The sequence below is a fragment of the Bradyrhizobium lablabi genome (assembly GCF_900141755.1).
Lineage (GTDB): Bacteria > Pseudomonadota > Alphaproteobacteria > Rhizobiales > Xanthobacteraceae > Bradyrhizobium > Bradyrhizobium lablabi_A.
Genome location: NZ_LT670844.1, coordinates 5,173,105 through 5,193,540, shown reverse-complemented (window position 1 = coordinate 5,193,540; position 20,436 = coordinate 5,173,105). Strand labels below are relative to the sequence as shown.

The window sequence follows — 20,436 nt, the reverse complement described above, 5'->3', positions numbered from 1 at the left end:
ATAACACGAAGGCGTGACGGCAGACCGCCAACCCCGTAACCTTACGGGTGAACAAGTAAGGCTGTCGTCGGCAACCATCAAGGAAACGTCAATGGACAAGAAAACGCACGATAAGGGGCTCGAAATCCGCAAAGCGGTGCTCGGCGAAGCCTATGTCAATAACGCCCTGAAAAACGCCGACGATTTCAACAAGCCGTTCCAGGAACTGGTCACGGAATATTGCTGGGGCGCGGTCTGGGGCCGCGAGGAACTGCCGCGCAAGACCCGCAGCATGCTCAACCTCGCGATGATCTCGATCCTGAACCGGCCGCATGAATTGCGGGCGCACATCAAGGGCGCGCTGACCAACGGCGTCACCAAGGACGAGATTCGCGAGATCTTCATGCAGGTCGCGATCTATGCCGGCGTGCCCGCCGGCGTCGACAGTTTTAGAATCGCGCGCGAAGTGTTCGCCGAACTGGACAAGGGCTGAGCCGCATGGACATCGGATTCATCGGCCTTGGCAAAATGGGTTTTCCGATGGCGCGCCGCCTGGTCGAGGCGGGGCATCATTTGTTCGTGTTCGACCAGCGCAAGGAAGCGGTCGACCAACTGGTTGCACTCGGTGCAGTGGCTGCGTCCTCGCCGAAAGAGGTCGCCGACCGCGCCGAGACCGTGCTGGCGAGCCTGCCGTCGCTGCAGGCTTCGCTCGAGGTCGCGACCGGCGAAAACGGCGTCATCGAGGGCAAGCGGGTAAAACGCTTTGTCGATCTCTCCACCGTCGGATCGCACATGGCGGTGCGGATTTTCGATCTGCTCGCAAAACGCAACATCGTGCAGCTCGATAGCCCGGTGAGCGGCGGCGTCGGCGGCGCCGAAAAAGGAACGCTCGCGGTCATGGTGTCGGGTCCGAGAGCGGAGTTCGAACTGATAAAGCCGGCGCTTTCTGTGATCGGCAAGGTGTTCTTCATTGGCGAAAAGCCCGGCTCGGCGCAGACCATGAAGCTTGCCAACAATCTGTTGTCGGCGACCGCCGTGGTCGCGACCTCCGAGGCAGTGGTGATGGGCGTCAAGTCCGGACTCGATCCCAATGTCATGATCGACGTGATCAATGCTGGATCGGGCATGAACACCGCGAGCCGCTACAAGTTTCCCCGCGCGATCCTGCCCCGCACTTTCGATTTCGGCTTTGCCACGGGGCTGATGGTGAAGGACGTGCGGCTCTGCCTCGAAGAGGCAAAATCGCTCGGGCTATCGATGGAGGTCGCCGAAGCGGTCGGGCGTCTCTGGGAAGTGGTCATTCGCGAGATGGGCCCGGAGTCTGATTTTACCTCCGCGATCAAGCCGATCGAGCAGGCGGCGGGCGTGGTGGTCGGCGGAAAGGGCGCGAAAACCTAAGTCTTGGATTCGCGCGCATCGATCGCATTCTTTTCTCGCAACTAGGACTGCTCGGCTTCAGCCTACGTCACTCGGCGAGAAGGTTGCTGTCCCGATACAGGATCATCGCAGACAGGGCATGCTGGATGTAATCGATCCTGACGAACAAATGCCGATGTTTCTGCGGGTCGACAATCACGGTTTCAGGGAAAGCGCCTTCGAGCGGTCCCTCCTGAATTTGGCTTTGGAGCAGAAAAGCCATTGCCGGCCTGATCGCCTGTTTCGTGCGCGCGATGACGCTTTGGCTTTTGATGAAGGTCAGAGCCGCCAGGAGGCCCTCAAGACGCGTGGACGTCTGTGTAGTGCTCCCGGTATCGGTCAAGGCGCCGGAAAGCACTGGGTCGGACCCCTGCTCGACCTTCAGAAGCAGGTCAGCTTCAACGACTCGTTCGGCGTGCAGGATCAGCTTTGCGCGCTCGTCCTCGCTGATCGGAACGCCAGCCTCGAAAAACGCGCGCGTCGCAGTCAAAGCCCAATTGTCGGGCGGATATTCCTGGTCCAGCGCGCGGGTTTCGGCAAGGTACAGCAACGCTCGCCGCGCGGCATCCCCCCATCTCGCTTGTTCGGACGAAGTGTCCCATGAGAAAAGATGAACCAGCGCAAGCGCGGCCTCGCCAGGATAATACAACGAGTTGAAGCTATCGTCGCGCAGCGCATGCTGAAAATTATAGCGGCTATAGAATGCGCCATCAGGTTGCTGCATCGAAAGCAGAAAGGCTCCCATATTTCTGATGAGTGCTTTCTCGTCCCCGCTCTGCTTGCGCGTTTCGGCGGTGAGAAAAGCAACCACCCCAAGCGCGGTTGCCCCCAACACCGTATCCCCGTCGCCGCGCCACGACGCAAGCACCGCGCTCATCGGAGGTCCGCTTTCGGATAAAGGCCGGACGTTCAGCTTGAGAAAATCCAGCGCGCTCTCAATGTCCCACTTTGCCGCGGGCGAGAGCCATCTGGCTTCGAACATGTTCAGCGCGTAAATCGCACCGGCATGGCGCACGAGATTGTATTGCGGCTTGACGGGCCTGCCGTCCAGCCGCGCCTCATATACGAAGGAGCCGTCGGCTTTGAGAAGCGCCGTCAATGCCTCGGCTGCGCGCGAGATCGAGGCGTCGAGAAGGTCACGGGGCGCTGTTTTTTCAGGCTGGCCTGCCAGACTTCCTGTGAACCAAAAAATCAGCCCCAGCAGCACGAGCCGCAGCCACTGGGCGGCCGACTGCTTCGGTGTTCCCGCAATACAACACGGCACCGATCAGCCTCGCTGGCGGGCAATGTCTAACTTCTTTAGCTCTGCCGGCGTCAGACGTGCGTGTATCTTTTCATAAAGTTCGGCAGCCTCGCGGAATCTGCCCTCGCGAAAAGCTGCCTCTGCCTTTGGCCTGACTTGCTGCGCAAGCACATCAAGTGCATAGGTTTCCGACCAGTCCTTCCGTTGCTGGCTTAGACCGGCAAAGAACGCTGGATCATCGCGAAGCGCTCGTTCACCATATTTAGTTACAAGACCTGCCAGTCGATCCACTGCGGTTGCCAACTCGGTTGCCGTCGTTGCGGCAGCATTACGATACTGGTCGGCGGTTCCCGGATCGGTGGCTCGGATGATCTCCGACATCGAATAGGTTTCGTTGGCGTGTCCGATCTCAAAGCCGACCTCGTACGACTGGCGTCCGAGGTAGATACTGAGTTCAAGATCTCCCTTCCGGTACCGCACCATCGTCGGCAACGCTTCGGTTTTCACAAACCCAAGCTCCAGTAGAAAACCAAATCTCTTTTCGACGATATCAGCGAAGTTTAGTCGCATTCGCTCTGGATCGATGTGTTCGTTAGTGCTCATTCTTTATGGCTTCGGTGGGAGCCAGTAATTCGTCTGCGGATCGAAAGTCCACCCCCGATCTCGGAGCAACCCTCGCTCAGCGTTCAGGAACGTCCCACCGGTGTCGCCTGGCGATACATCGCGGATGGGAAGACCACGGTTCATTTCGTTCCGAAGCACGCCGGAATTCTGTGCCCAGTTCGCTTGTGGGCTTCCTTGATTAGGGAGGCGCTCAAGCAGCGATTGTTCGCCCGGTTGCAGAGTTTCGAGGTTCTTGAGATCATTCGTCCTCCCGATTACGGTCCGGGACGCCGCTCCCCCCTCCGCGGCAGCCCCCTCGGCGGCGGCGGCACCACCTTCAGCGGCAGCAGCGCCGCCTTCGGCGGCGGCAGCTCCACCGGCTGTTGCTAACGTAAGGGTCGCCGCACCGTATATTTGGCCAGTCGTTTGTGCATACTGGTAGGTGCTGGAATTTGTGTCGACATATCCGGATGTGCCGTCGAGGGAACGAATATACTTCGTCAAACCAAAACTCACCCCATCCCCGAAGCCCGCTACGGCGTTAACGATGGGCTGAGGAATCGAGGGCAGATTCATCAGTACTTGATCAACCATACTCGGGGCGTAGCCTGATCCTGAAGTGGACGGCGCCGGCCTACCCGCAGTGCCCATGGGAACGGATGGTGCGTTTCCAAGCAGAGGCCCCAAGGCAGACATGTCGCCGTTGGCGATTGCCGCAAGCTGCTGCTGGCTGAGCGTGACGGTGCCGTTGTTAGTCTTCAGCGTGAAAGTGCCGTCGCCGTTGTTGGTTGCGTTCGCGTATGTCCCGTTGGGGCCGGTCGCGGTTGCGCTCTTGCCGTCCTGCGACACCGTGACGTTGCCGGGCAAATTGCCGTTCGACCCGGAGCCACCACCCTGTCCGGATGAGTCGTCACCTGAGTCATCGCCGCTGTCGTCACCGCTCGAATCGCCCATGGAAGCCTGTTGGGGTGGCGGCGGCGGATTGCTGCTTGAATCATCGCCGGAATCATCCCCACTATTGTCGTCACCGCTATTGTCGTCCGCCGAAACGGACGCCACGCGCATCATGGCTCTGGCCTTGATGACCGGCTTTTTCTCTGCACCAGCCGACTTGATCTTGCCGGCCGACGACTTGCCCGTGGACGTCAGCGAACCGCTACTGTCGTCGTCGTCATCGTCGTCGCCGCCGCCGCTTGCAAGTTTTGCGAGCGACATCGCCTTGATCTTTGGCGGGTTCTTGCTGCCCGAGCCCTTGCTGCCCGGCCCCTTGGCGTTCGGCATCCGTGAGGCGCCGCTGACGCTACCGCTATCGTCATCATCATCGTCGTCACCAGCACCGGTGAGCATGAGTTTTGCGGGCGACATCGCGCGGATCGGCGGCTTGTCCTGCTTGGGACCACCCTTCTCACCAAGTTTGGTCGGCACACCGGAAGACTTGCCCTCACCCGACCCGACTTTTGGCAAGCTGCCGTTTTTCGGCCTGTCGGATGCCGGCAAGGTGACCGTCGAGCCAGCATTGCCCTTTGGCAGGTTCACGGTTTTCAAATCGTCGGGTTTTCGGCCCGTCTGGCCGTGCTCGGGTATTCCGACTTTGTGGTCCGGAACCGAGCCCTTGTTAGGCAGCTTCGATTCGGGGCCGCTTGGCTTGATCACGATCTCCGATTTCGTCGACGCCAAACTTGGACTGGTCGAGATCACCGGCTTTGGCACCACGGGCTTGGCCACGGTGATCGGCGGCTTTGCCACTTCGATCGGCGGCTTTGCCACATTGATCGTCGGCTTCGGCACGTTGACGGTCGGCTTCGGCACATTGATCGTCGGCTTGGGCACGTTGATGGTCGGCCGGGGAATGGTCGGCTTTGGAATGACCGGTTTCGGCACCTCGACCGCATACGCGGCGGACATCAGCCCGGCACAGAGCAACAGGGCGGGAATGAAATGCTTTGATACTTCTGGCAATCGCACCTCCCCCAAAAAAAGGCACTACCCGCGAAGTGCTATTTTTTCTGAATAGCCTCGAAAGCGGGACCAAATCCCTTGAATGAAACCGGCAGCGAAACCTCGTGCTGCGAGGCCTCCTTGTATTCAATCGTCGCCGGATCAGCGCGGGCCTTGAGCTTCGCGATCTGGTCCTTGGATAATTCACTCTGGGCAAAGCAGCGCGACGGCGCGCACCACTTCACCGTCACGGGAAACCCCGGATCCTTTTCGTCGAACGCGAACTTGACGCCTGATTCGATCCAAAGCGTCGGAGGGATTTGCACGACGAGGAGGATGGGACCATCCTTTGCCGTGCGTGCAAAGGTCACCTGGCCGACCGGGTTCTTCTGGCCCTTGATCGTTTGGACCTGCGTCATATCGCAATTGGTTTCGTTGCTGGCCTGCGCCGTCCGGCAAGAAACCGTCCAATCATCATATGTTGCCGTTGTCAGCTGAGGCTTTTGATCCGTTGTTGCCTGGGTGCTTTGCGCGGCAGGCGGCGTCGTCTGCTTTCCGGGCGACTCCGACGTTTGGGCGACGCAAACCCTGGTCATCGCCACAACACCAAGCACCAAGGCCGCAGTGCAAAAAAAGCGAACCGGCGGCACCATGAAATAGCTTCCTGAAAAATCCCTCATTTCCCAAAACCCGCTTCGTCTTCAATGCTGATTTTCAGCCTAAACTTCAATTGGCTGTATTGATAAGCTTACACAGTTGATTTCCAGGCGGCAATCACGCTCGCCGGGAAAGGATGGAATTTGCCGATCTGCGCATGCCGCCGGACCGGCAAGTGCTGCGCGCGCCAAGGGACCGACTGAATGTTGGCTACCCCCCCATTCGCCTATCGACGGGCGGCTGATCTTTATTTCCGTACTCCGTTTGTACGCCCGGATTTCGACGACAATCCTGGGACAATATGCCGGCGAAGGCGTTAATTCGCTGCTTGCCGATCAATCGATCGGCTACAATGCAGATCAGGGGAAGCCGCGGCCTAGAGATTGGAGATGCCATGACCACTTCGGTTCGCCTTCGCCCTGCCGTTGCCGCGTTATTGATCGGCCTTGGACTGGCCCTCGCCGCGGCAGGAGACGGCAGATGTGATCCAGTCCGGGAAGAGATTGACGCAACCCGGCAGTCGATCATCCAGGGCGTCCGGGATGACATTCAACGCAGGGTGAAGCAACAGAGCAGGATCGATTCCGCAGGCAGGACGGAAGTTGTCTCGCAACCTGTCCCGCCCCACCGTGTGAAAAAGACGCTTCCGAAATAAACCGCGCTAACGCGAAGGAGCGGCAACATCTGAGGCAAGCCCGGTCGATGACGAACTGCCCTGCTTCAGGCGCAGGCGCGCTTCCCGCATAGGTCTCAGACGCAAGGTTTGTCGGGCGACGGCTTTCGAAGGGGTGTCGAGCTTTTTCGCCGCAGCGCGCACCAGTAAATCCGCCCTTGTCCATCGCCTTTTGCCCACAAGACTCAGTCCTTCCTTGGCGAGATCGCCACCCATCCTGGAAAAACTGACTGCGACTGTTTTGTCGCTAAGGCGGGTTGTGCATTACCAAGTGGTGCCGAGCAGCAACAAATGAGCAGCGGGCGGTATCAACAGACCTCTTCGGGTTCACCCGAATACCAGTATTTTCAAACAGTTCCGTGGTGTGTCTTCTTTGCACTAGTTTGCTGGATACAATTCAGCCATCTTTTGGCTACTTTTTATTAACGATCTTTTGGGGGGCTAAACGTGGTGATTTCGGGAAGATCGGCGAAGGCGAGCCTTGCCGCCACAGCCGGGTTTGTGGCGCTGTGCGGTTGTGTAGCACCGGCCAGTGCGGGTCCCATTGAGGACCAGATAATCCGCAACGTCATCCAGAACATTTTGCAGAACGTTCGCGATCAGATTCAGAGCCGCAAGGTTTTGCCCGCTCCGGGAATGCTGCGCTTCTCTGCCGAGGAATCCGAATTCGACAATCGCAATCCCTTCGCCGCCCAGGGTAGCGACAATCCGTTCGCGGCGCTGGCCTACGCCAAGTCGCCTGTCCTGAAGGCGCCGCCGATGGCGGTCGCCCCGGCCCCGCTATGGATTTACGGCGTCAACGCCGTCGGCAGCGAAGACCTGAGCCGCTCGTTTGGCACGGTATCGTCGACCTCCACCGGCACCGGCGCCTTCGACGTCACCAAGATCGGGATCTTCACCGCGTCGGACGCCTTGACCTTCGTCGCCACCGGCAGCGACTCCTGGTCGCACACCTCCGGCTTCACGTTCTCGGATTCGAACACGCCGTCCGGTTCAGGCACCCTCGCCTACACCAATGGCGGCTTCTCGACCGATTTCACGGTGACGGCAAGCTGGACCAGGACCACGCTGATCGGGCTTGGCATCGTCGGGACCGTGCCGGACACCAGCTCGCTCAGCTATACCGACAACGTCCAATATAAATACGACCTGCCGTACTCGGTCTTCATCGAACCGACGGTCGGGGTGACCTACACGGAGCTGTACACCGCCAATTTCGGGATGAAGACCGGTGACAGCACCGAGGTGCATGGCGGCGCGCGGATCGGGACCCAGATGAAGTGGATGGGCTTCGTCGTTGAACCCCAGATCTCGGGTGCGGTGTTCAAGGTCGTGGATCAGAGCGGGATCGTTGCGGCGCCCGGGCTTCCGCCGGGCTTTGGCGGCGTTCCCGTCGCAGTCGCAGGCGTCACCGAGACCGGGCTCGGCGGCCGGGGCTCGGCCAAGGTCAACGTGATCTGGACCGACCATTTCTCGTCCTACTTCGAGGGCCATGGCAGCGGCGTCGCCGGCACCAAGACGCAGGGCTTTGTCGCGACGCAAACCATCGGTGGCTCGGTCGGGCTGCGCTACACGTGGTGAGTTGATCCACGCCGAAAGCCACGGCCAGCAATCAAAAAAGCTGCAGCAATCAAAACCCGCCGGCTAACCCCCGGCGGGTTTTTGCTTGGGCACCCTTTCAATGTTCCGGCAGCCCCGCTGGGCGAGCGAAAGAGTTTAACTGCGAGGATTTGCGCTTTTGCGAAGTGTAGGGCGAGTCCGGACGAGCCGAGATACGATTCTTATCAGGGCAGGGGTTTCGACTCCGTAGGGGGGGCCGCAGGGCGCTGTGAGCTTGGTGGAGGTGAAGGCCGCATTAACGGCCACTGAATTTGTGTCCCGTTGATCCATGGCAAGATTATATTGTTTTCTATTGCTTGCCCTATTTCGAAGGCGGTCGAACCATCGGCAATTTTGCTGTTGCGCCCGTCGGCCTCTTTTTCTGATCGTCCGATAGCGTTGCCGAATCTTGCGAATTCCCTGAGCCCGAATTTTGCCGCCTGCGCGAAGAGACGCGACGATTCCTCATTGGAAAAATAGTCATCGGTGTATGTGGTTGGCGACGGTAGCGGTCGAACCGGCCCCTGTTGTTGACCTAATTGCGGCGCCCCATAGGTGACGCCCTCAACCGAGCCGTAGCAAAGGCTTGTTGCGCACAGATCGGGTGGAGCGCCGGGTGGGGACGCGCTGCCCGCGGCGGATGGTGCCTTATACAGCCCTAATACAAAGGGCTCGCCTTTCGTATTGTCGGCAGTATTGGTGGCGATCCCGACAATCTTTCCGTTGATCTGCTCATAATGAATGACGACGCTGCCGTTTTTCTGATCGGCTGGTACCGACGTAAACGGTGGTCCGTACTTTCCGCCGGAGTAGTCGAGTGCGCCCGTTGCCGGGTCGATCGAACAGCCGGGGCTGTTGTGACACGAGGTACCCGTGAGTGGGGGTTGCGATCCGCTTGTTGCTTTCGCATCCATTTGCTTTGGAGTTGGCTCATTTGCGGTGGCGCCGGCAGCCTTCGTGTCGATGGCTGACGATTTCAGCTGTCTGTCGGCTTCTTTCAAATCTTTTGTGCCTCCGGGCGCGGCAACCGCTTCATGGCTCGCTTTGATTTTCCCCGAACCTAGCCCTTCTTTTCCGCCCTTGCTGTTGCCGTCCGCGTTTACAGCTTCATCCTTCTTCCTCTCTCCACCGGCGGCTTTTGGAGACAGGTCGCCGGGCTTCTTTTCAGAACCGGAAATCTTGTGACCCTTCTCTGTTCCGTTGTCTTGTCCGGATTTTGTCCCCTCGGGAACCGTAACTGTTTTCCGCGCGCCATCGGCCGGATTACGACCGGCGATATCGGGATGATGAACCGGGATTGTAGGTTTCGAGACGCTGATTGTGGGTTTCGGAACGTTGATGGACGGCTTCGGCACGTTGATCGTCGGCTTCGGAACGTTGACGGTGACCACAGGTTTCGGAAGCTCGACCGCTTCGACAGCGACCGGGGATGCAACGCCAAAAGCAACACACGTCAGCAATCCGCCAAAGCGCAATTCGGTTCGCATGATCAAACCCTCATCCCTGGTGTGTCGTCCACTCCGTCAATCACATGTTGCTCGAAATCAGAATGCGGATTGCTGCCTGATAGACAGAAATCTTCAACTGCCCGGAGCGAGTGCTGGCAAGATCAAAGGCGGGGAGCAAAGAAGCCCAATGGTCCGGCGGGACGAACTGCGCACAGCAACCTCCCTCATCGGGCAAAATCAGAACAGGTCAAGTATCCATGCAAAATCGACGAAAGTGACTTCGGAACATGCCACGCCGCCAGGACGTGCGTCTTCACCCAATTGGGTGAGCGGCAATGGTTAGCCAAAATGAAGCGTGAGACCAGCCGGCCGCCGCTCTAGCGCGGGGATCGCCACCGACGTCCTTGCTCACAGGTTTCCCTGAACGATCGAATCTTCAGCTGCTCTTTGAAAAACTCACATGGCAGAAACGGCCCTCGATCTTTGTCGCCGTGCCATCCGAACCGGACAAATTTCCCGAAGCTTTCCAGTTGTAGGGGGTTTTTTCGGGAACATTATTGGTGTTGTACTTGCTGTCCCCGGAAAGCCCAGTGACGGACAGTTCAAGACTTCCGTTGGGCTTGACCACGCCTTCGAATTTTCCGGATCCCGGCTTGCCTTCGTCACCGAACTTGGCAGACAGCTGACCGTTTGAAATTTTTCCGGTTGTTTTCCATGCGCTCTTCAAAACACTGGGCGATATAGCCTGACACTCCGACTCCAATAGCCATTGTCCATCGAAGCGTCTGACGTCGTCCGCCGCCGGGCCGGGCGTTGAAGTTTCGTTCATTGCATTTAGTGCCGGCAAAAATCCGTTAAGGGATACGGGAATTGTGATGTCGCGTTGTGACGCGTCTTTCCACAAAAGGCGTACTGGCTCGGTTCGTCCCGCCAGCTTCTTGGTGATGGCGTCCGTCAAATCGGCGTCCGCGAGACAGCGCGTCGGCACGCACCATCTGAACATAGCCGCGAGGGGCGCTTCCTTTTCATCGATGATGAGTTTGAGACCCGCCTGAAGCCAGAGATCAGGGGCCACCTGGAACGCGATCTTAAGCGGCTCATTCTTAGCGACGCGTCCGATGGTGATCTGGCTAACGGGCGTTGCCTGTCCCTGGATCGACTGGGATTGCGACATTTCGCACGACTTCACGCCGGCGGCAATTGCGCAAGACACCATCCAGTCATCGTATCTGGCCGTCGTCTGCTGCGGCGTTTGGGCAAGGGCCGGCACAACCGCAATCATGGCCATGCCTGTCAAGGCAGACGCATTCTTGAAAAGCCGATGCATAAAATGCTCGCCTGCTTTCTACCTAACTAAGCGCCCTCCGCGGACGCGCGATTGGAATCAAACAACGATGCGTTATGGTCTTGACAACATGGGTGGGCCTGTAGGTGCCGGAGGCGTCGATGGAGGCGATATGAGCGCATTAACCGATGCGGCCGGAGCATTTGGATTGAGCATCGCATTCAATGCCGAGGGCGGTTGAGCAACTGGCGGCGGATTCGCCGAGACCATCGGCGACACGGGATTTGGATTGGTGGCGAGGTAATATGGAACGTTCACCGTCGGAGGCGATGCATTGTTGGTCTGGGGCGGCGCATTGTTGGTCGCGGGCGGGGGTGGGCCCGGATTACCCGTTGCAGGTGCAGCGTTCGCTGGCGGCGTACCTTCAGCCGGCGGGGACATGACAGCGTTCGTCAGCGTACCAGCAGCACTTCCAACGACCTGTTCAAATCCTTTTCCAGCCACGTAAGAGACGACCGGAGCCACGACCGGAGCCACGAGGGGTCCCACAACGGGTACTACTTCCGACGTGAAGATCGCAGCATTGATTCCAGCGTTCGTTTGGAAAGTCTTTTTAGCTCCTTCAGTTGCCAATTTGGCTGCCTCTTCCGCCGTCGTCGATGGAACTGAATTTTGTTCGTTGCTGAGAAACGCGTTTCCAATGGCCGCGCCGATGCCAGCCGCCTTGCCGGCAAGGGCGAACGGGCCCGCAAGAATTATGTCTCCAACCGGAGAACTGTCCAGGCGACCGGAATTGTCCATTGGTGGATAAATTTTATGGGAGCCTGGTCCGGTAAGGGGCGGAAGGCCGCCTGGCTCAACGCTCAAGGGCGAACCCGGGGGATTGAATTGGGAACCAAGGTTCGGTGGTCCGAAAACCGAAGCGGACGTGTTACCCACCCTTGCAACATAGATACCGCCGTCATAGTTGGACTTGCCATGTCCAATGGCAAAGTCTCCTGACGGTGTCCCGGATGCGCCCGTTATCGTCGATCCAGCCGGGGAAGAAACGCTGCACGTTGAATAGCCGCAGGTGACGATCGGAGTACCACCCACCGTCGTGGTGCTGATTCCGTTCACCCTAGTCTCGTTCACTTGCTGACCGTTGATATTGCCGCTCAGCGTCGTCGGCCCGCCGCCATTGACGGTGTAGGGCTGCCCGTTGACGGTGACGGTTGTCGTCTGCTGCGCTGAACCGGCGGCTGTGATCGTGCTGGTAATGCCGCCAGATGTGATCGTTGTTGCGATCGGCGTCGGTGCGCCAGAGCCGGAGATGACGAGATTGGCACCCGCATAGGCGCCGTTGGCTGCGCTGTACATCTGGCCCGAAACGCAGGGCGGCGGCGTGCACGTCGGCGCATTCGTTTGCGGGTTGAAGGTGACGGTCCCGGCCGGAGCAGCGTTTGCGTCCGCCGCGGACATCATGACGGGCTGCGGCCCCGCCGCTCGGGACGCCTTCGAGGAGCCCGCCGCCGGCGCGACTGTGGGGAATGGGGTCGAGGAGCCGGGCGCGAGCGGTCCGGTCGCGGTGTTCGGACCGCTCATCGACTGCGTCTTGATCGCATTGGAGTTGGCGACGAACACGGCCGATTTGCCCGGTCCGGCGCTGATGACGTCATACGCTGTCTTGCCGGTCACAAAGCCCGCTCTTCCGGGGCTCGGATCGGCCAATCGAACTGTCGTGCCCCCATTTTGAACCTGGTATGTGCTCTCGCCCGCTACAAAGGCCGTCCCAGCATCGTTCGGCCTGGCAAGCATGGTGGTGCCTGCTTTTGGATTTCCTGACAGAAACCCCGGTGCCGGAGCGGGATCCGTCACCGCGAAGAAAACCGGTCTGCCTTTTCCCGGGTTTGGGCCACCGGTCGCGGGCGGCGGAGTAAGGAAGCCTACCGATTTCGGCGTTCCGCCTAAGAGGCCATTCACGGGCACGCGCGGTGGATCAACGTTCGGGTTGAATGAAGGTGCAACAGGCCCGCCAACGAATTTTGGTATTTCATCCTTCGGTGCAGTCACTGTTCCGCGCGACCAATCCGCCGTCGGGTTCGACCCCGGTGCAACGGGCCCGCCAACGAATGTTGGTATTTCATCCTTCGGCGCAATTACCGTTCCGCGCGACGAATCCGCCGTCGGATTCAACGCCGGTGCAACAGGCACACCAACCAGTTTTGGCGTTCCCCCTTTTGGCCCAATCGCCGTCACGCGGGGCGGATCCGTGTTCAGCTGGAATGTGGGTCCGGCAGGCGCGCTTACGGATTTCGGCGCTCCACCCTTAGATCCATCTACCGGCACATGCGGCAAATCGGCGGTCGGGTGCTGCCCGACGCCGACCAATTTAGGCGCTTCACCCTTAGGTAAATCAACCGTGTGATGCGGTACCTCCGCCTTTGGCACACTCACAGCGATGTTGGGTTTGGACACTTCAATTTTCGGGGTAACAACCGTTGGACGCGATACGGTGACCGCCGGCCGGGTCACGTTGATCGTTGGCTTGGGGACGCTGACCGTCACGTTCGGCTTTGGAACGTTGACCGTGGGGATCGTGGGCCGAGGCACATTGATCGTCGGCTTCGGAACGTTGACCGTGATGGTAGGCTTGTGGATTTCAACCGCCCCGATGGGAGCCAGTCCCGGCAAAATCAACAGCGGCGAGCAAACAAAGCCGATGGCAAGGTGGGATAAACTGCGCAAGGCAACCTCCCTCAGCAAATGAAATCAGACAGATCAACAACCCACGTAAATCAACGAAATAACTTTGAAATTATGCCACGATGCCGGCGTTGCGTCTTCACCCAATTGGGTCAAGGGCGAGCGTTGCCCAACATTAGCGCAGATCGCCTCCGCCCGGTTATTGGACCACGAACCGCTGCTCGGCCTGTTGAGACGACTGCCGGGTCCATTGCTCCCAGGTCATGAATTGCAAGCCCAGCCGACCATAATCGACGCGGAGATATCCGTCGGCGTCCCTCGTCACGGCATCCGGATCGACCAGAGCGACTTCCTGGGCCATCACGCCAACATAGAGCGTGCCGCTCCCGCGATAGCGATAGCGGTAGAGCTGCAGACCCTCACGGATGCGCCCGAGCGCGACGATGTCGCGCTTGAGACGAACGTCGGAGGGAATTTTGACGCGACTGGCGGCATTGGAAGCCGCATTTGCCGCCGCCCGGCCGGCGGCATTGGATGCCGCGCGACTGGCGGCGCCTGCTGCCGCAGTCGAGGCCACCCGGCTGGCTGCACTCGAGGCGGCGCTCGACGCCGCCCGGCCCGCCGCACCCGAGGCGGCGCTCGACGCCGCCCGGCTCGCCGCACCCGAGGCAGCGCTTGACGCCGCCCGGCCCGCCGCACCCGAGGCAGCGCTTGACGCCGCCCGGCCCGCCGCACCCGAGGCAGCATTTGACGCCGCCCCGCTCGCCGCCGTCGACGCCGTTCGGCTCGCCGCGCCGGCGGCGGCTCTACCCGCCGCGCTCGACGCCGCATTGGATACCGCGCCGCCTACCAGGCTCGGGGTGTGGACGGTGATCGTCGGAGACTGCGAGGTCGAAGCGCCGGAGGTTTGCACAGTCGACGACACCGTGCTGGCGATTGGGGGAGAACGCGAGGTTGGCGTCTGAACGGTTGGAGTTGCGCGCAAGCTGGATGACGACATTGGCGGCATCTGACTCGCAGAAGTTCCGCTAATCGTACTTTGCTTTGGCGTAGCGGCTTTCTCCGTGCTGACGGAGCCGATGTCGATTTTATAGGTGCTGCCGCGCGCGGGTGCCCCGAGGCTGACGACCGCAGGACCGACGGGTGCTTGCGATTTGGTCCGAAGCAGAGCGGGATCAATCTTGATGTTAGTTCCGCCGGACGCCGATGCGAGCTTGCCGCTGCTCGGCCCCAGGCCGCTAACGTCGCTGGAGCCGCTGTTGCGCGGCGCCGAATATGCAGTCTGACCTGTAAGCTTACCGCCATTGCCGCCCGAGCCGCCCATCAACGCCGCAACCGGCGCCAGATTTCCCGCCGCAACCTGCTTGAACTGGTCTTGTGTCAACGTCACGCTGCCGAAATTGTTGAATACTGTGACGGTACGGTCGGCGTTGGCGGTCGCTTTGCCGAAGTATCCGCCCGGGAGACTCACGTGCGCCGTGGTGGGTCCGCTGTTCGAACCAGGGCCTTTTCCAGGCGGAGGTGAACTCGCGCCGGTCATGTTCGGCGGAAGACTGCTGGCGCCTCCCATAAAGTTAGGTCTGCTGATTTTCTGAGTTTCGGGGGTGCCGCTAAGCCCGGATGCAGTGTCCTTGCTCCCGCCGGTAATTGTCGAGTTATCCGGCGAGCTCCCGCCCCCGGGGCAGGTACCAATACAAATCTGTGCCGGCGCGGGTGCAGGGCCCAGCGATGAGACGTGAGGCTTCAAATACTGTCGCCAGTGAGATGAGTAGTATTCCTCGATCTGCATTTCTTCTAATCGAGCCGATGCAATGGTGTTCGGCTTAAAGGCAAACGCAGCCTTATTGGCAATATTAGTGACCTTTGAAACGGCGCCAAAGAGACGACCGGAGTTTTGCGCAATGTCGCGAAGAAGCAGGCTACGCTGCTGTTGCGTCAAGTTTGGGAACGCTCCGGCCAACAGATTGCGAACCAACCACGCGTAACCTTGTTCGGCCGCAGGCTGCGCCTTTCCCTTGAGGTAACCGAGCGCGACGTCTTTCCCTACACCCTCGGCCGCCTTGTCCAGGTCGCCGCTCAGAATGTTTACTGCAGCCTTACCCAAGCCCTTGACGCCATAATATGTATCCATCGCACCTTCAATTGGTTGCAGGGCGGGATCCAACGCCAACTGAGTGCTTTTATCCGCGCTTCCAGCGCTCTCTGCTCCATAGTCAGAAGGGGACCACGACAGCGCAGGTGCAGCAAACGCGTTGGTCCAAAATAAGTTCGCAGGCAACAGACCCAACGAGGTTAACGATATCACGACAATTGTCCCGCGGATCGCTGCGTTCATTTTTCACTATTGCTTTCGTCAAATGGCAGGCTGGCTTCAAAAAAAGCAACCATCGCATAACCTTAGAAAAAAGCAAGGTTGGCCGATCGCCGTACAGACCGTTGATGACCGTAGCCCATTGCGACAACATGCAGTGAGACGCGCGGCGTCTGGCATAGAGCACACACATCGCCTAAGATTTCTGACCCTAGATTTGGTTTGATCGCAAAAACCCGGGCGCCTTATTCGGAGGCCATTCATGCGCTATTTTTTATTAGTTTCAGCTAGTGTCCTTACAGTTATCATCTCGGCTCTGCCGCTCGCGCGGACCTTTGGCCAGGTTCAGAACCCAACAGAGGCCAAGGCGCCGAATGAGGACGCCAAGGCCTGCGGCGGTGGGGCGCTCGATCCCGACGTCGGTATTGAGGCCTGCTCGCGGTTGCTCGACCAGGAAGTACGGGATTCAGCTCAACGGCGAGCGATTGCTCTGACATTTCGGGGAATGGCTTGGAAGGCAAAGGGCGACCTCAAGAAAGCAGTCGCGGACCTGACAGAAGCGATCGGGCTCGACGAGGGATTTGTTCCGGCTTACGAAACGCGCGCCGATTTACTTCGCGACAACGATCAGTGTGATCTTGCGCTCCCCGAATATGATCGTGTGATCAAGCTCGCCCGGGACCGCCCGTCGGCCTACATCAGTCGCGCACTCTGTTTGAGCACCAAAGACCAGCTCCAGGGGGCAGGCGAAGACCTTGATCGAGCGATCAAGCTCGATGCTAACAATGCAGGCGGCTACGCGATGACAGCCTTGGGGATCAAGGCACGGCTCGATATCGCAAGGAATGAAGTTGACGACGCCCTAAAGAGCTACGATGCAGCGATCGCGTTGGATCCAAAGCTGCCCGCGCTTTACCTCGACCGAGGGGCGGTCTTGAGCGCAAAAGGGGACCAGGATATGGCGCTGATGGATTACGATCGGGCCACCAAACTCGACGAGAGCAACGTTGGCGGCTTCGCTGTCGCCGCGCGTATCCTGAAGGGTCGTCTGGAAGCAAGCCGCGGCAACTTCGACGCTGCCGTTGGCGAATATGAACAAGCGATCAAGTTAGATCCCAAGCGGATTTCGCTTTATCTCGATCGCGCCCGGCTCTGGAATCTCAAGGGAGATACCGATCGCGCGCTGACCGATTACAGCGAGGCGATCAAGGTCGATCCGACCAACGCCCTCGCCTTCAACAGCCGTGGCGACCTCTACCGCAACCAGGGCGACTATCAGCACGCGATTGCGGACTACGATCAGGCGGTGGAAAAGCAACCAAACGACCTGACCGCCTTTGGCAACCGGGCTCTGGTGCGGTTCTATCAAGGAGAATTCGTGAAAGCGGCCGACGACCTCAAGCGCGTCGTGGATGCGGCGCCGAACGCCTATCCCGCGCTGTTGCTCTACGTGACCAAGTCCCGCGATGGCGACGCCCGTGACGCAAAGAGCGACCTGACCAAGATCTCGGCCAAGCTCAAGGCCGGGGATTGGCCGTATCCGATTGTTGAATTCTATCTCGGCAAACAGTCGCTGCGGGTGACCGAGGGCGTTGCCAAAACTCCCGAGCAAAGGTGCGAGACCCAGTTCTACATCGGTGAATGGCACTTGTTGCGCAAAGATCGTTCGGAAGCCGCCAAGGCATTACAAGCAGCCGCGGACACCTGCCCGAAAAATTTTGTCGAATATCGCGGCGCGTTGGAGGAGCTCAAGCGGCTGAAATGAGCTGCAGGCCTCGTAGCCGGGCGGACGCGATCGCATCCGTTTGACGAATTGTCATGCAGAAGCACTTTTGCCGGCTAGTCTTCCGGCGGGTCTGGTTTTTAGTAGCCGCGTCATTGAGCAGATTCATTAAGCAGATTAAGTCGTGCCGAAACATTTCACCCAATTGGGTCATGAGCCAAATTGCGCCTCTTGCGCGTTCGGCTACGGCATTCGCTCCTCGCGGCCTCCGTTCAAAAGCCTCGCCAGCATCGCAACCAGTTCGGCTTGCCGGCGTACGCCCGTCTTGACGAAAATGCTCTTGAGCTGGCTCCGTGACGTTTCCTTCGCGATTCCTAATCCCTCAGAGGCCGTTTCAAGCGATTCACCCAGAGCCAGTTGTGCGCCGAGCCGGGCTTCCGCTTCGCTCAGCCGGAACACCGACCGCAGCGTCGCCTCCGGTGGTTTTGGGCCCGCGTCGGGATCAATCAGGACGATCATGGCCTGGCAATCGGCGAGGGCATTGGCCGTCGCGCCGGTCAGCTTCGCCGGATAGGCCAACAGCGGACGGCGGCCCCGACGCGACAGCGCCACGGGAGCGGAAAGTCCGCCGGTTCGCCGCCCAAGCAGGTCGACGATAGCGGCGTTCAATGCCACCTGGGCTTGCGCATCTTGAACGACCAGCCGGCCTCTTTTGATCTCGATCTCGCCGACCAGAAGTCGCTCTGCGGATTGATTGGCCTGGAAGACTTTGCCGAAACGGTTGATCAGGACCACGGCCGTGCCGCTGATCTCGAATGCATCGAGCGCACCGGCGGCGGCAGATGCGCCCAGCGCCCGGGCGATCGCCGCACTTGCCGAAAGTCGCTTCGATAATTGCGCCAACTGCTCCTTCTCGGCTGCCGAGAACGGGCCTTGATCGATCGTTCGCTGGATTGAAAGACACCACAGCTCATCGCCGCAGGACACTCTCACACCGCCGAACCAGCGCAGGCCGTGCGGCGCCAGAAATTCCTGGTAATAAGGGTGCTTCGCGATGGCGTCGAAATCGAACAGGTCGAGGTCGTCAACCACGCCGCGCTGCATCATCATGCCGATGCCCCGGAAACGCTCATCGCGAAGATGCCAGCCGTCCCGCATATAGGCTTCAAACGATCCCGCGATGCGCTCGGTGAACGGCAGCGTAGGAAGCGACCCACCCGCGGTCGGAATGAGAACAGCGCCCTGACTTCCGGTTATGGCGGTCGCGGTGTCGAGGGCCTTCACCCATAATGTGGGATCGAGCGCGGCCTCGGCGAACCCCTGTTCGACGGCCTCTAAATTCCAATTCGGCATAAAACTCCCATGTCCCGTGGGCGTCCAAACCTGCCGCGTATCGTTTCATGGAAGTTGGATGGGAATCTAGGGGGGCGGTGCGACATTTGTGCATCACCCTGCCTAAATTGGTAGCCACAGGTCGCATTAACCCAATCGGGTGAAGACCGCTCGAAATCGCCCCCTTAGGTTGCAGCGTGGTTGCGCGGGGGCACATGTGCGAATCGATCACATCCGACCATTCGCAAAAAATCGCGCGATTTTGCTTAATTCTTTTCGGGGGCTTCGAGGATGATTTTTGGAAGAACAATGAAGACGGGCGTTGCCGCCACAGCCGGGTTTGTGGCGCTGTGCGGTTGTGTAGCACCGGCAAGTGCGGGTCCCATTGAGGACCAGATAATCCGCAACGTCATCCAGAACATTTTGCAGAACGTTCGCGATCAGATTCAGAGCCGCAAGGTTTTGCCCGCTCCGGGAATGCTGCGCTTCTCTGCCGAGGAATCCGAATTCGACAATCGCAATCCCTTCGCCGCCCAGGGTAGCGACAATCCGTTCGCGGCGCTGGCCTACGCCAAGTCGCCTGTCCTGAAGGCGCCGCCGATGGCGGTCGCCCCGGCCCCGCTGTGGATTTACGGCGTCAACGCCGTCGGCAGCGAAGACCTGAGCCGCTCGTTTGGCACGGTATCGTCGACCTCCACCGGCACCGGCGCCTTCGACGTCACCAAGATCGGGATCTTCACCGCGTCGGACGCCTTGACCTTCGTCGCCACCGGCAGCGACTCCTGGTCGCACACCTCCGGCTTCACGTTCTCGGATTCGAACACGCCGTCCGGTTCAGGCACCCTCGCCTACACCAATGGCGGCTTCTCGACCGATTTCACGGTGACGGCAAGCTGGACCAGGACCACGCTGATCGGGCTTGGCATCGTCGGGACCGTGCCGGACACCAGCTCGCTCAGCTATACCGACAACGTCCAATATAAATACGACCTGCCGTATTCGGTCTTCATCGAACCGACGGTCGGGGTGACCTACACGGAGCTGTACACCGCCAATTTCGGGATGAAGACCGGCGACAGCACCGAGGTGCATGGCGGCGCGCGGATCGGGACCCAGATGAAGTGGATGGGCTTCGTCGTTGAACCCCAGATCTCGGGTGCGGTGTTCAAGGTCGTGGATCAGAGCGGGATCGTTGCGGCGCCCGGGCTTCCGCCGGGCTTTGGCGGCGTTCCCGTCGCAGTCGCAGGCGTCACCGAGACCGGGCTCGGCGGCCGGGGCTCGGCCAAGGTCAACGTGATCTGGACCGACCATTTCTCGTCCTACTTCGAGGGCCATGGCAGCGGCGTCGCCGGCACCAAGACGCAGGGCTTTGTCGCGACGCAAACCATCGGTGGCTCGGTCGGCCTGCGCTATACGTGGTGAGCTGATCCACGCCGCCTGACTTTGCAGCAAGCAAAAACCCGCCGGCCAATGCCGGCGGGCTTTTTGATTCGGATTCCCTAAAAGTTGTTCCGAAAACGCGCCAATCCCTAGCGCTTACCCCT

General features: G+C 59.7%; 14 protein-coding genes. 5 read left to right on the top strand and 9 right to left on the bottom strand.

All coding sequences use genetic code 11. The annotated features are described in order from the left end of the window. Window positions 1-91: 91 nt before the first annotated feature. Both B5526_RS24240 and B5526_RS24235 read left to right on the top strand, forming a co-directional pair. On the top strand, window positions 92-472 hold the full coding sequence (locus B5526_RS24240; RefSeq protein ID WP_079542387.1) for a carboxymuconolactone decarboxylase family protein: 381 nt from the start codon (window positions 92-94) through the stop codon (window positions 470-472). Between the two features lie 5 nt (window positions 473-477). Then, window positions 478-1,377, top strand: coding sequence for an NAD(P)-dependent oxidoreductase (locus tag B5526_RS24235; protein ID WP_079542386.1), 900 nt, complete (start codon window positions 478-480; stop codon window positions 1,375-1,377). A gap of 67 nt (window positions 1,378-1,444) precedes the next feature. On the opposite strand, the gene B5526_RS24230 is transcribed toward B5526_RS24235, so the two are convergent. From B5526_RS24230 to B5526_RS24215, 4 genes are read right to left on the bottom strand one after another with little or no spacing between them, the layout of a single operon-like run. Next, window positions 1,445-2,602, bottom strand: a complete 1,158-nt coding sequence (locus B5526_RS24230; protein ID WP_079542385.1) for a hypothetical protein — start codon at window positions 2,600-2,602, stop codon at window positions 1,445-1,447. Between the two features lie 60 nt (window positions 2,603-2,662). Then, window positions 2,663-3,241 (bottom strand): hypothetical protein, encoded by a 579-nt coding sequence (locus tag B5526_RS24225; RefSeq protein WP_079542384.1) that lies wholly within the window; start codon window positions 3,239-3,241, stop codon window positions 2,663-2,665. 3 nt (window positions 3,242-3,244) lie between these two features. Next, window positions 3,245-5,200: a hypothetical protein gene (locus B5526_RS24220; RefSeq protein WP_154071426.1), complete on the bottom strand. Its 1,956-nt coding sequence runs from the start codon at window positions 5,198-5,200 to the stop codon at window positions 3,245-3,247. Window positions 5,201-5,238: 38 nt separating this feature from the next. Continuing rightward, window positions 5,239-5,832, bottom strand: coding sequence for an invasion associated locus B family protein (locus B5526_RS24215; RefSeq protein WP_172842095.1), 594 nt, complete (start codon window positions 5,830-5,832; stop codon window positions 5,239-5,241). Window positions 5,833-6,956: 1,124 nt separating this feature from the next. On the opposite strand from B5526_RS24215, the gene B5526_RS24205 reads away from it, so the two are divergent. Then, window positions 6,957-8,090, top strand: coding sequence for an autotransporter domain-containing protein (locus B5526_RS24205; protein WP_079542376.1), 1,134 nt, complete (start codon window positions 6,957-6,959; stop codon window positions 8,088-8,090). Between the two features lie 203 nt (window positions 8,091-8,293). On the opposite strand, the gene B5526_RS24200 is transcribed toward B5526_RS24205, so the two are convergent. From B5526_RS24200 to B5526_RS37865, 4 genes are all read right to left on the bottom strand, one after another. Next, a complete protein-coding gene (locus B5526_RS24200) occupies window positions 8,294-9,595 on the bottom strand; it encodes a hypothetical protein (protein WP_154071425.1) in 1,302 nt (433 codons plus the stop codon). Window positions 9,596-9,992: 397 nt separating this feature from the next. Continuing rightward, window positions 9,993-10,883: an invasion associated locus B family protein gene (locus B5526_RS24195; RefSeq protein ID WP_079542372.1), complete on the bottom strand. Its 891-nt coding sequence runs from the start codon at window positions 10,881-10,883 to the stop codon at window positions 9,993-9,995. Window positions 10,884-10,955: 72 nt separating this feature from the next. Next, window positions 10,956-13,568 (bottom strand): hypothetical protein, encoded by a 2,613-nt coding sequence (locus B5526_RS37870; protein ID WP_154071424.1) that lies wholly within the window; start codon window positions 13,566-13,568, stop codon window positions 10,956-10,958. 157 nt (window positions 13,569-13,725) lie between these two features. Further along, entirely contained in the window at window positions 13,726-15,861 is a 2,136-nt protein-coding gene (locus B5526_RS37865) for a tail fiber domain-containing protein (RefSeq protein WP_154071423.1), read from the bottom strand. A gap of 238 nt (window positions 15,862-16,099) precedes the next feature. Here B5526_RS37865 and B5526_RS24175 point away from each other — a divergent pair, with 238 nt between their 5' ends. Further along, the gene (locus B5526_RS24175) at window positions 16,100-17,602 is read left to right on the top strand and encodes a tetratricopeptide repeat protein (protein ID WP_079542364.1); all 1,503 of its coding nucleotides are present in this window, start codon (window positions 16,100-16,102) and stop codon (window positions 17,600-17,602) included. 201 nt (window positions 17,603-17,803) lie between these two features. Here the strand turns inward: B5526_RS24175 and B5526_RS24165 are convergent, their stop codons facing one another. Next, on the bottom strand, window positions 17,804-18,913 hold the full coding sequence (locus tag B5526_RS24165) for a helix-turn-helix transcriptional regulator (RefSeq protein ID WP_079542360.1): 1,110 nt from the start codon (window positions 18,911-18,913) through the stop codon (window positions 17,804-17,806). Window positions 18,914-19,201: 288 nt separating this feature from the next. Here B5526_RS24165 and B5526_RS24160 point away from each other — a divergent pair, with 288 nt between their 5' ends. Next, window positions 19,202-20,314 (top strand): autotransporter domain-containing protein, encoded by a 1,113-nt coding sequence (locus tag B5526_RS24160; RefSeq protein ID WP_079542358.1) that lies wholly within the window; start codon window positions 19,202-19,204, stop codon window positions 20,312-20,314. Window positions 20,315-20,436: the final 122 nt, after the last annotated feature.

Excerpts from the sequence above, each read along its gene's own strand:
- B5526_RS24235 (WP_079542386.1), top strand. The coding sequence starts at position 478 with ATGGACATCGGATTCATCGGCCTTGGCAAAATGGGTTTTCCGATGGCG.
- B5526_RS24240 (WP_079542387.1), top strand. The coding sequence starts at position 92 with ATGGACAAGAAAACGCACGATAAGGGGCTCGAAATCCGCAAAGCGGTG.
- B5526_RS37865 (WP_154071423.1), bottom strand. The coding sequence starts at position 15,861 with ATGAACGCAGCGATCCGCGGGACAATTGTCGTGATATCGTTAACCTCG.
- B5526_RS24200 (WP_154071425.1), bottom strand. The coding sequence starts at position 9,595 with ATGCGAACCGAATTGCGCTTTGGCGGATTGCTGACGTGTGTTGCTTTT.
- B5526_RS24165 (WP_079542360.1), bottom strand. The coding sequence starts at position 18,913 with ATGCCGAATTGGAATTTAGAGGCCGTCGAACAGGGGTTCGCCGAGGCC.
- B5526_RS24175 (WP_079542364.1), top strand. The coding sequence starts at position 16,100 with ATGCGCTATTTTTTATTAGTTTCAGCTAGTGTCCTTACAGTTATCATC.
- B5526_RS24195 (WP_079542372.1), bottom strand. The coding sequence starts at position 10,883 with ATGCATCGGCTTTTCAAGAATGCGTCTGCCTTGACAGGCATGGCCATG.
- B5526_RS24215 (WP_172842095.1), bottom strand. The coding sequence starts at position 5,832 with ATGGTGCCGCCGGTTCGCTTTTTTTGCACTGCGGCCTTGGTGCTTGGT.
- B5526_RS24160 (WP_079542358.1), top strand. The coding sequence starts at position 19,202 with ATGAAGACGGGCGTTGCCGCCACAGCCGGGTTTGTGGCGCTGTGCGGT.
- B5526_RS24225 (WP_079542384.1), bottom strand. The coding sequence starts at position 3,241 with ATGAGCACTAACGAACACATCGATCCAGAGCGAATGCGACTAAACTTC.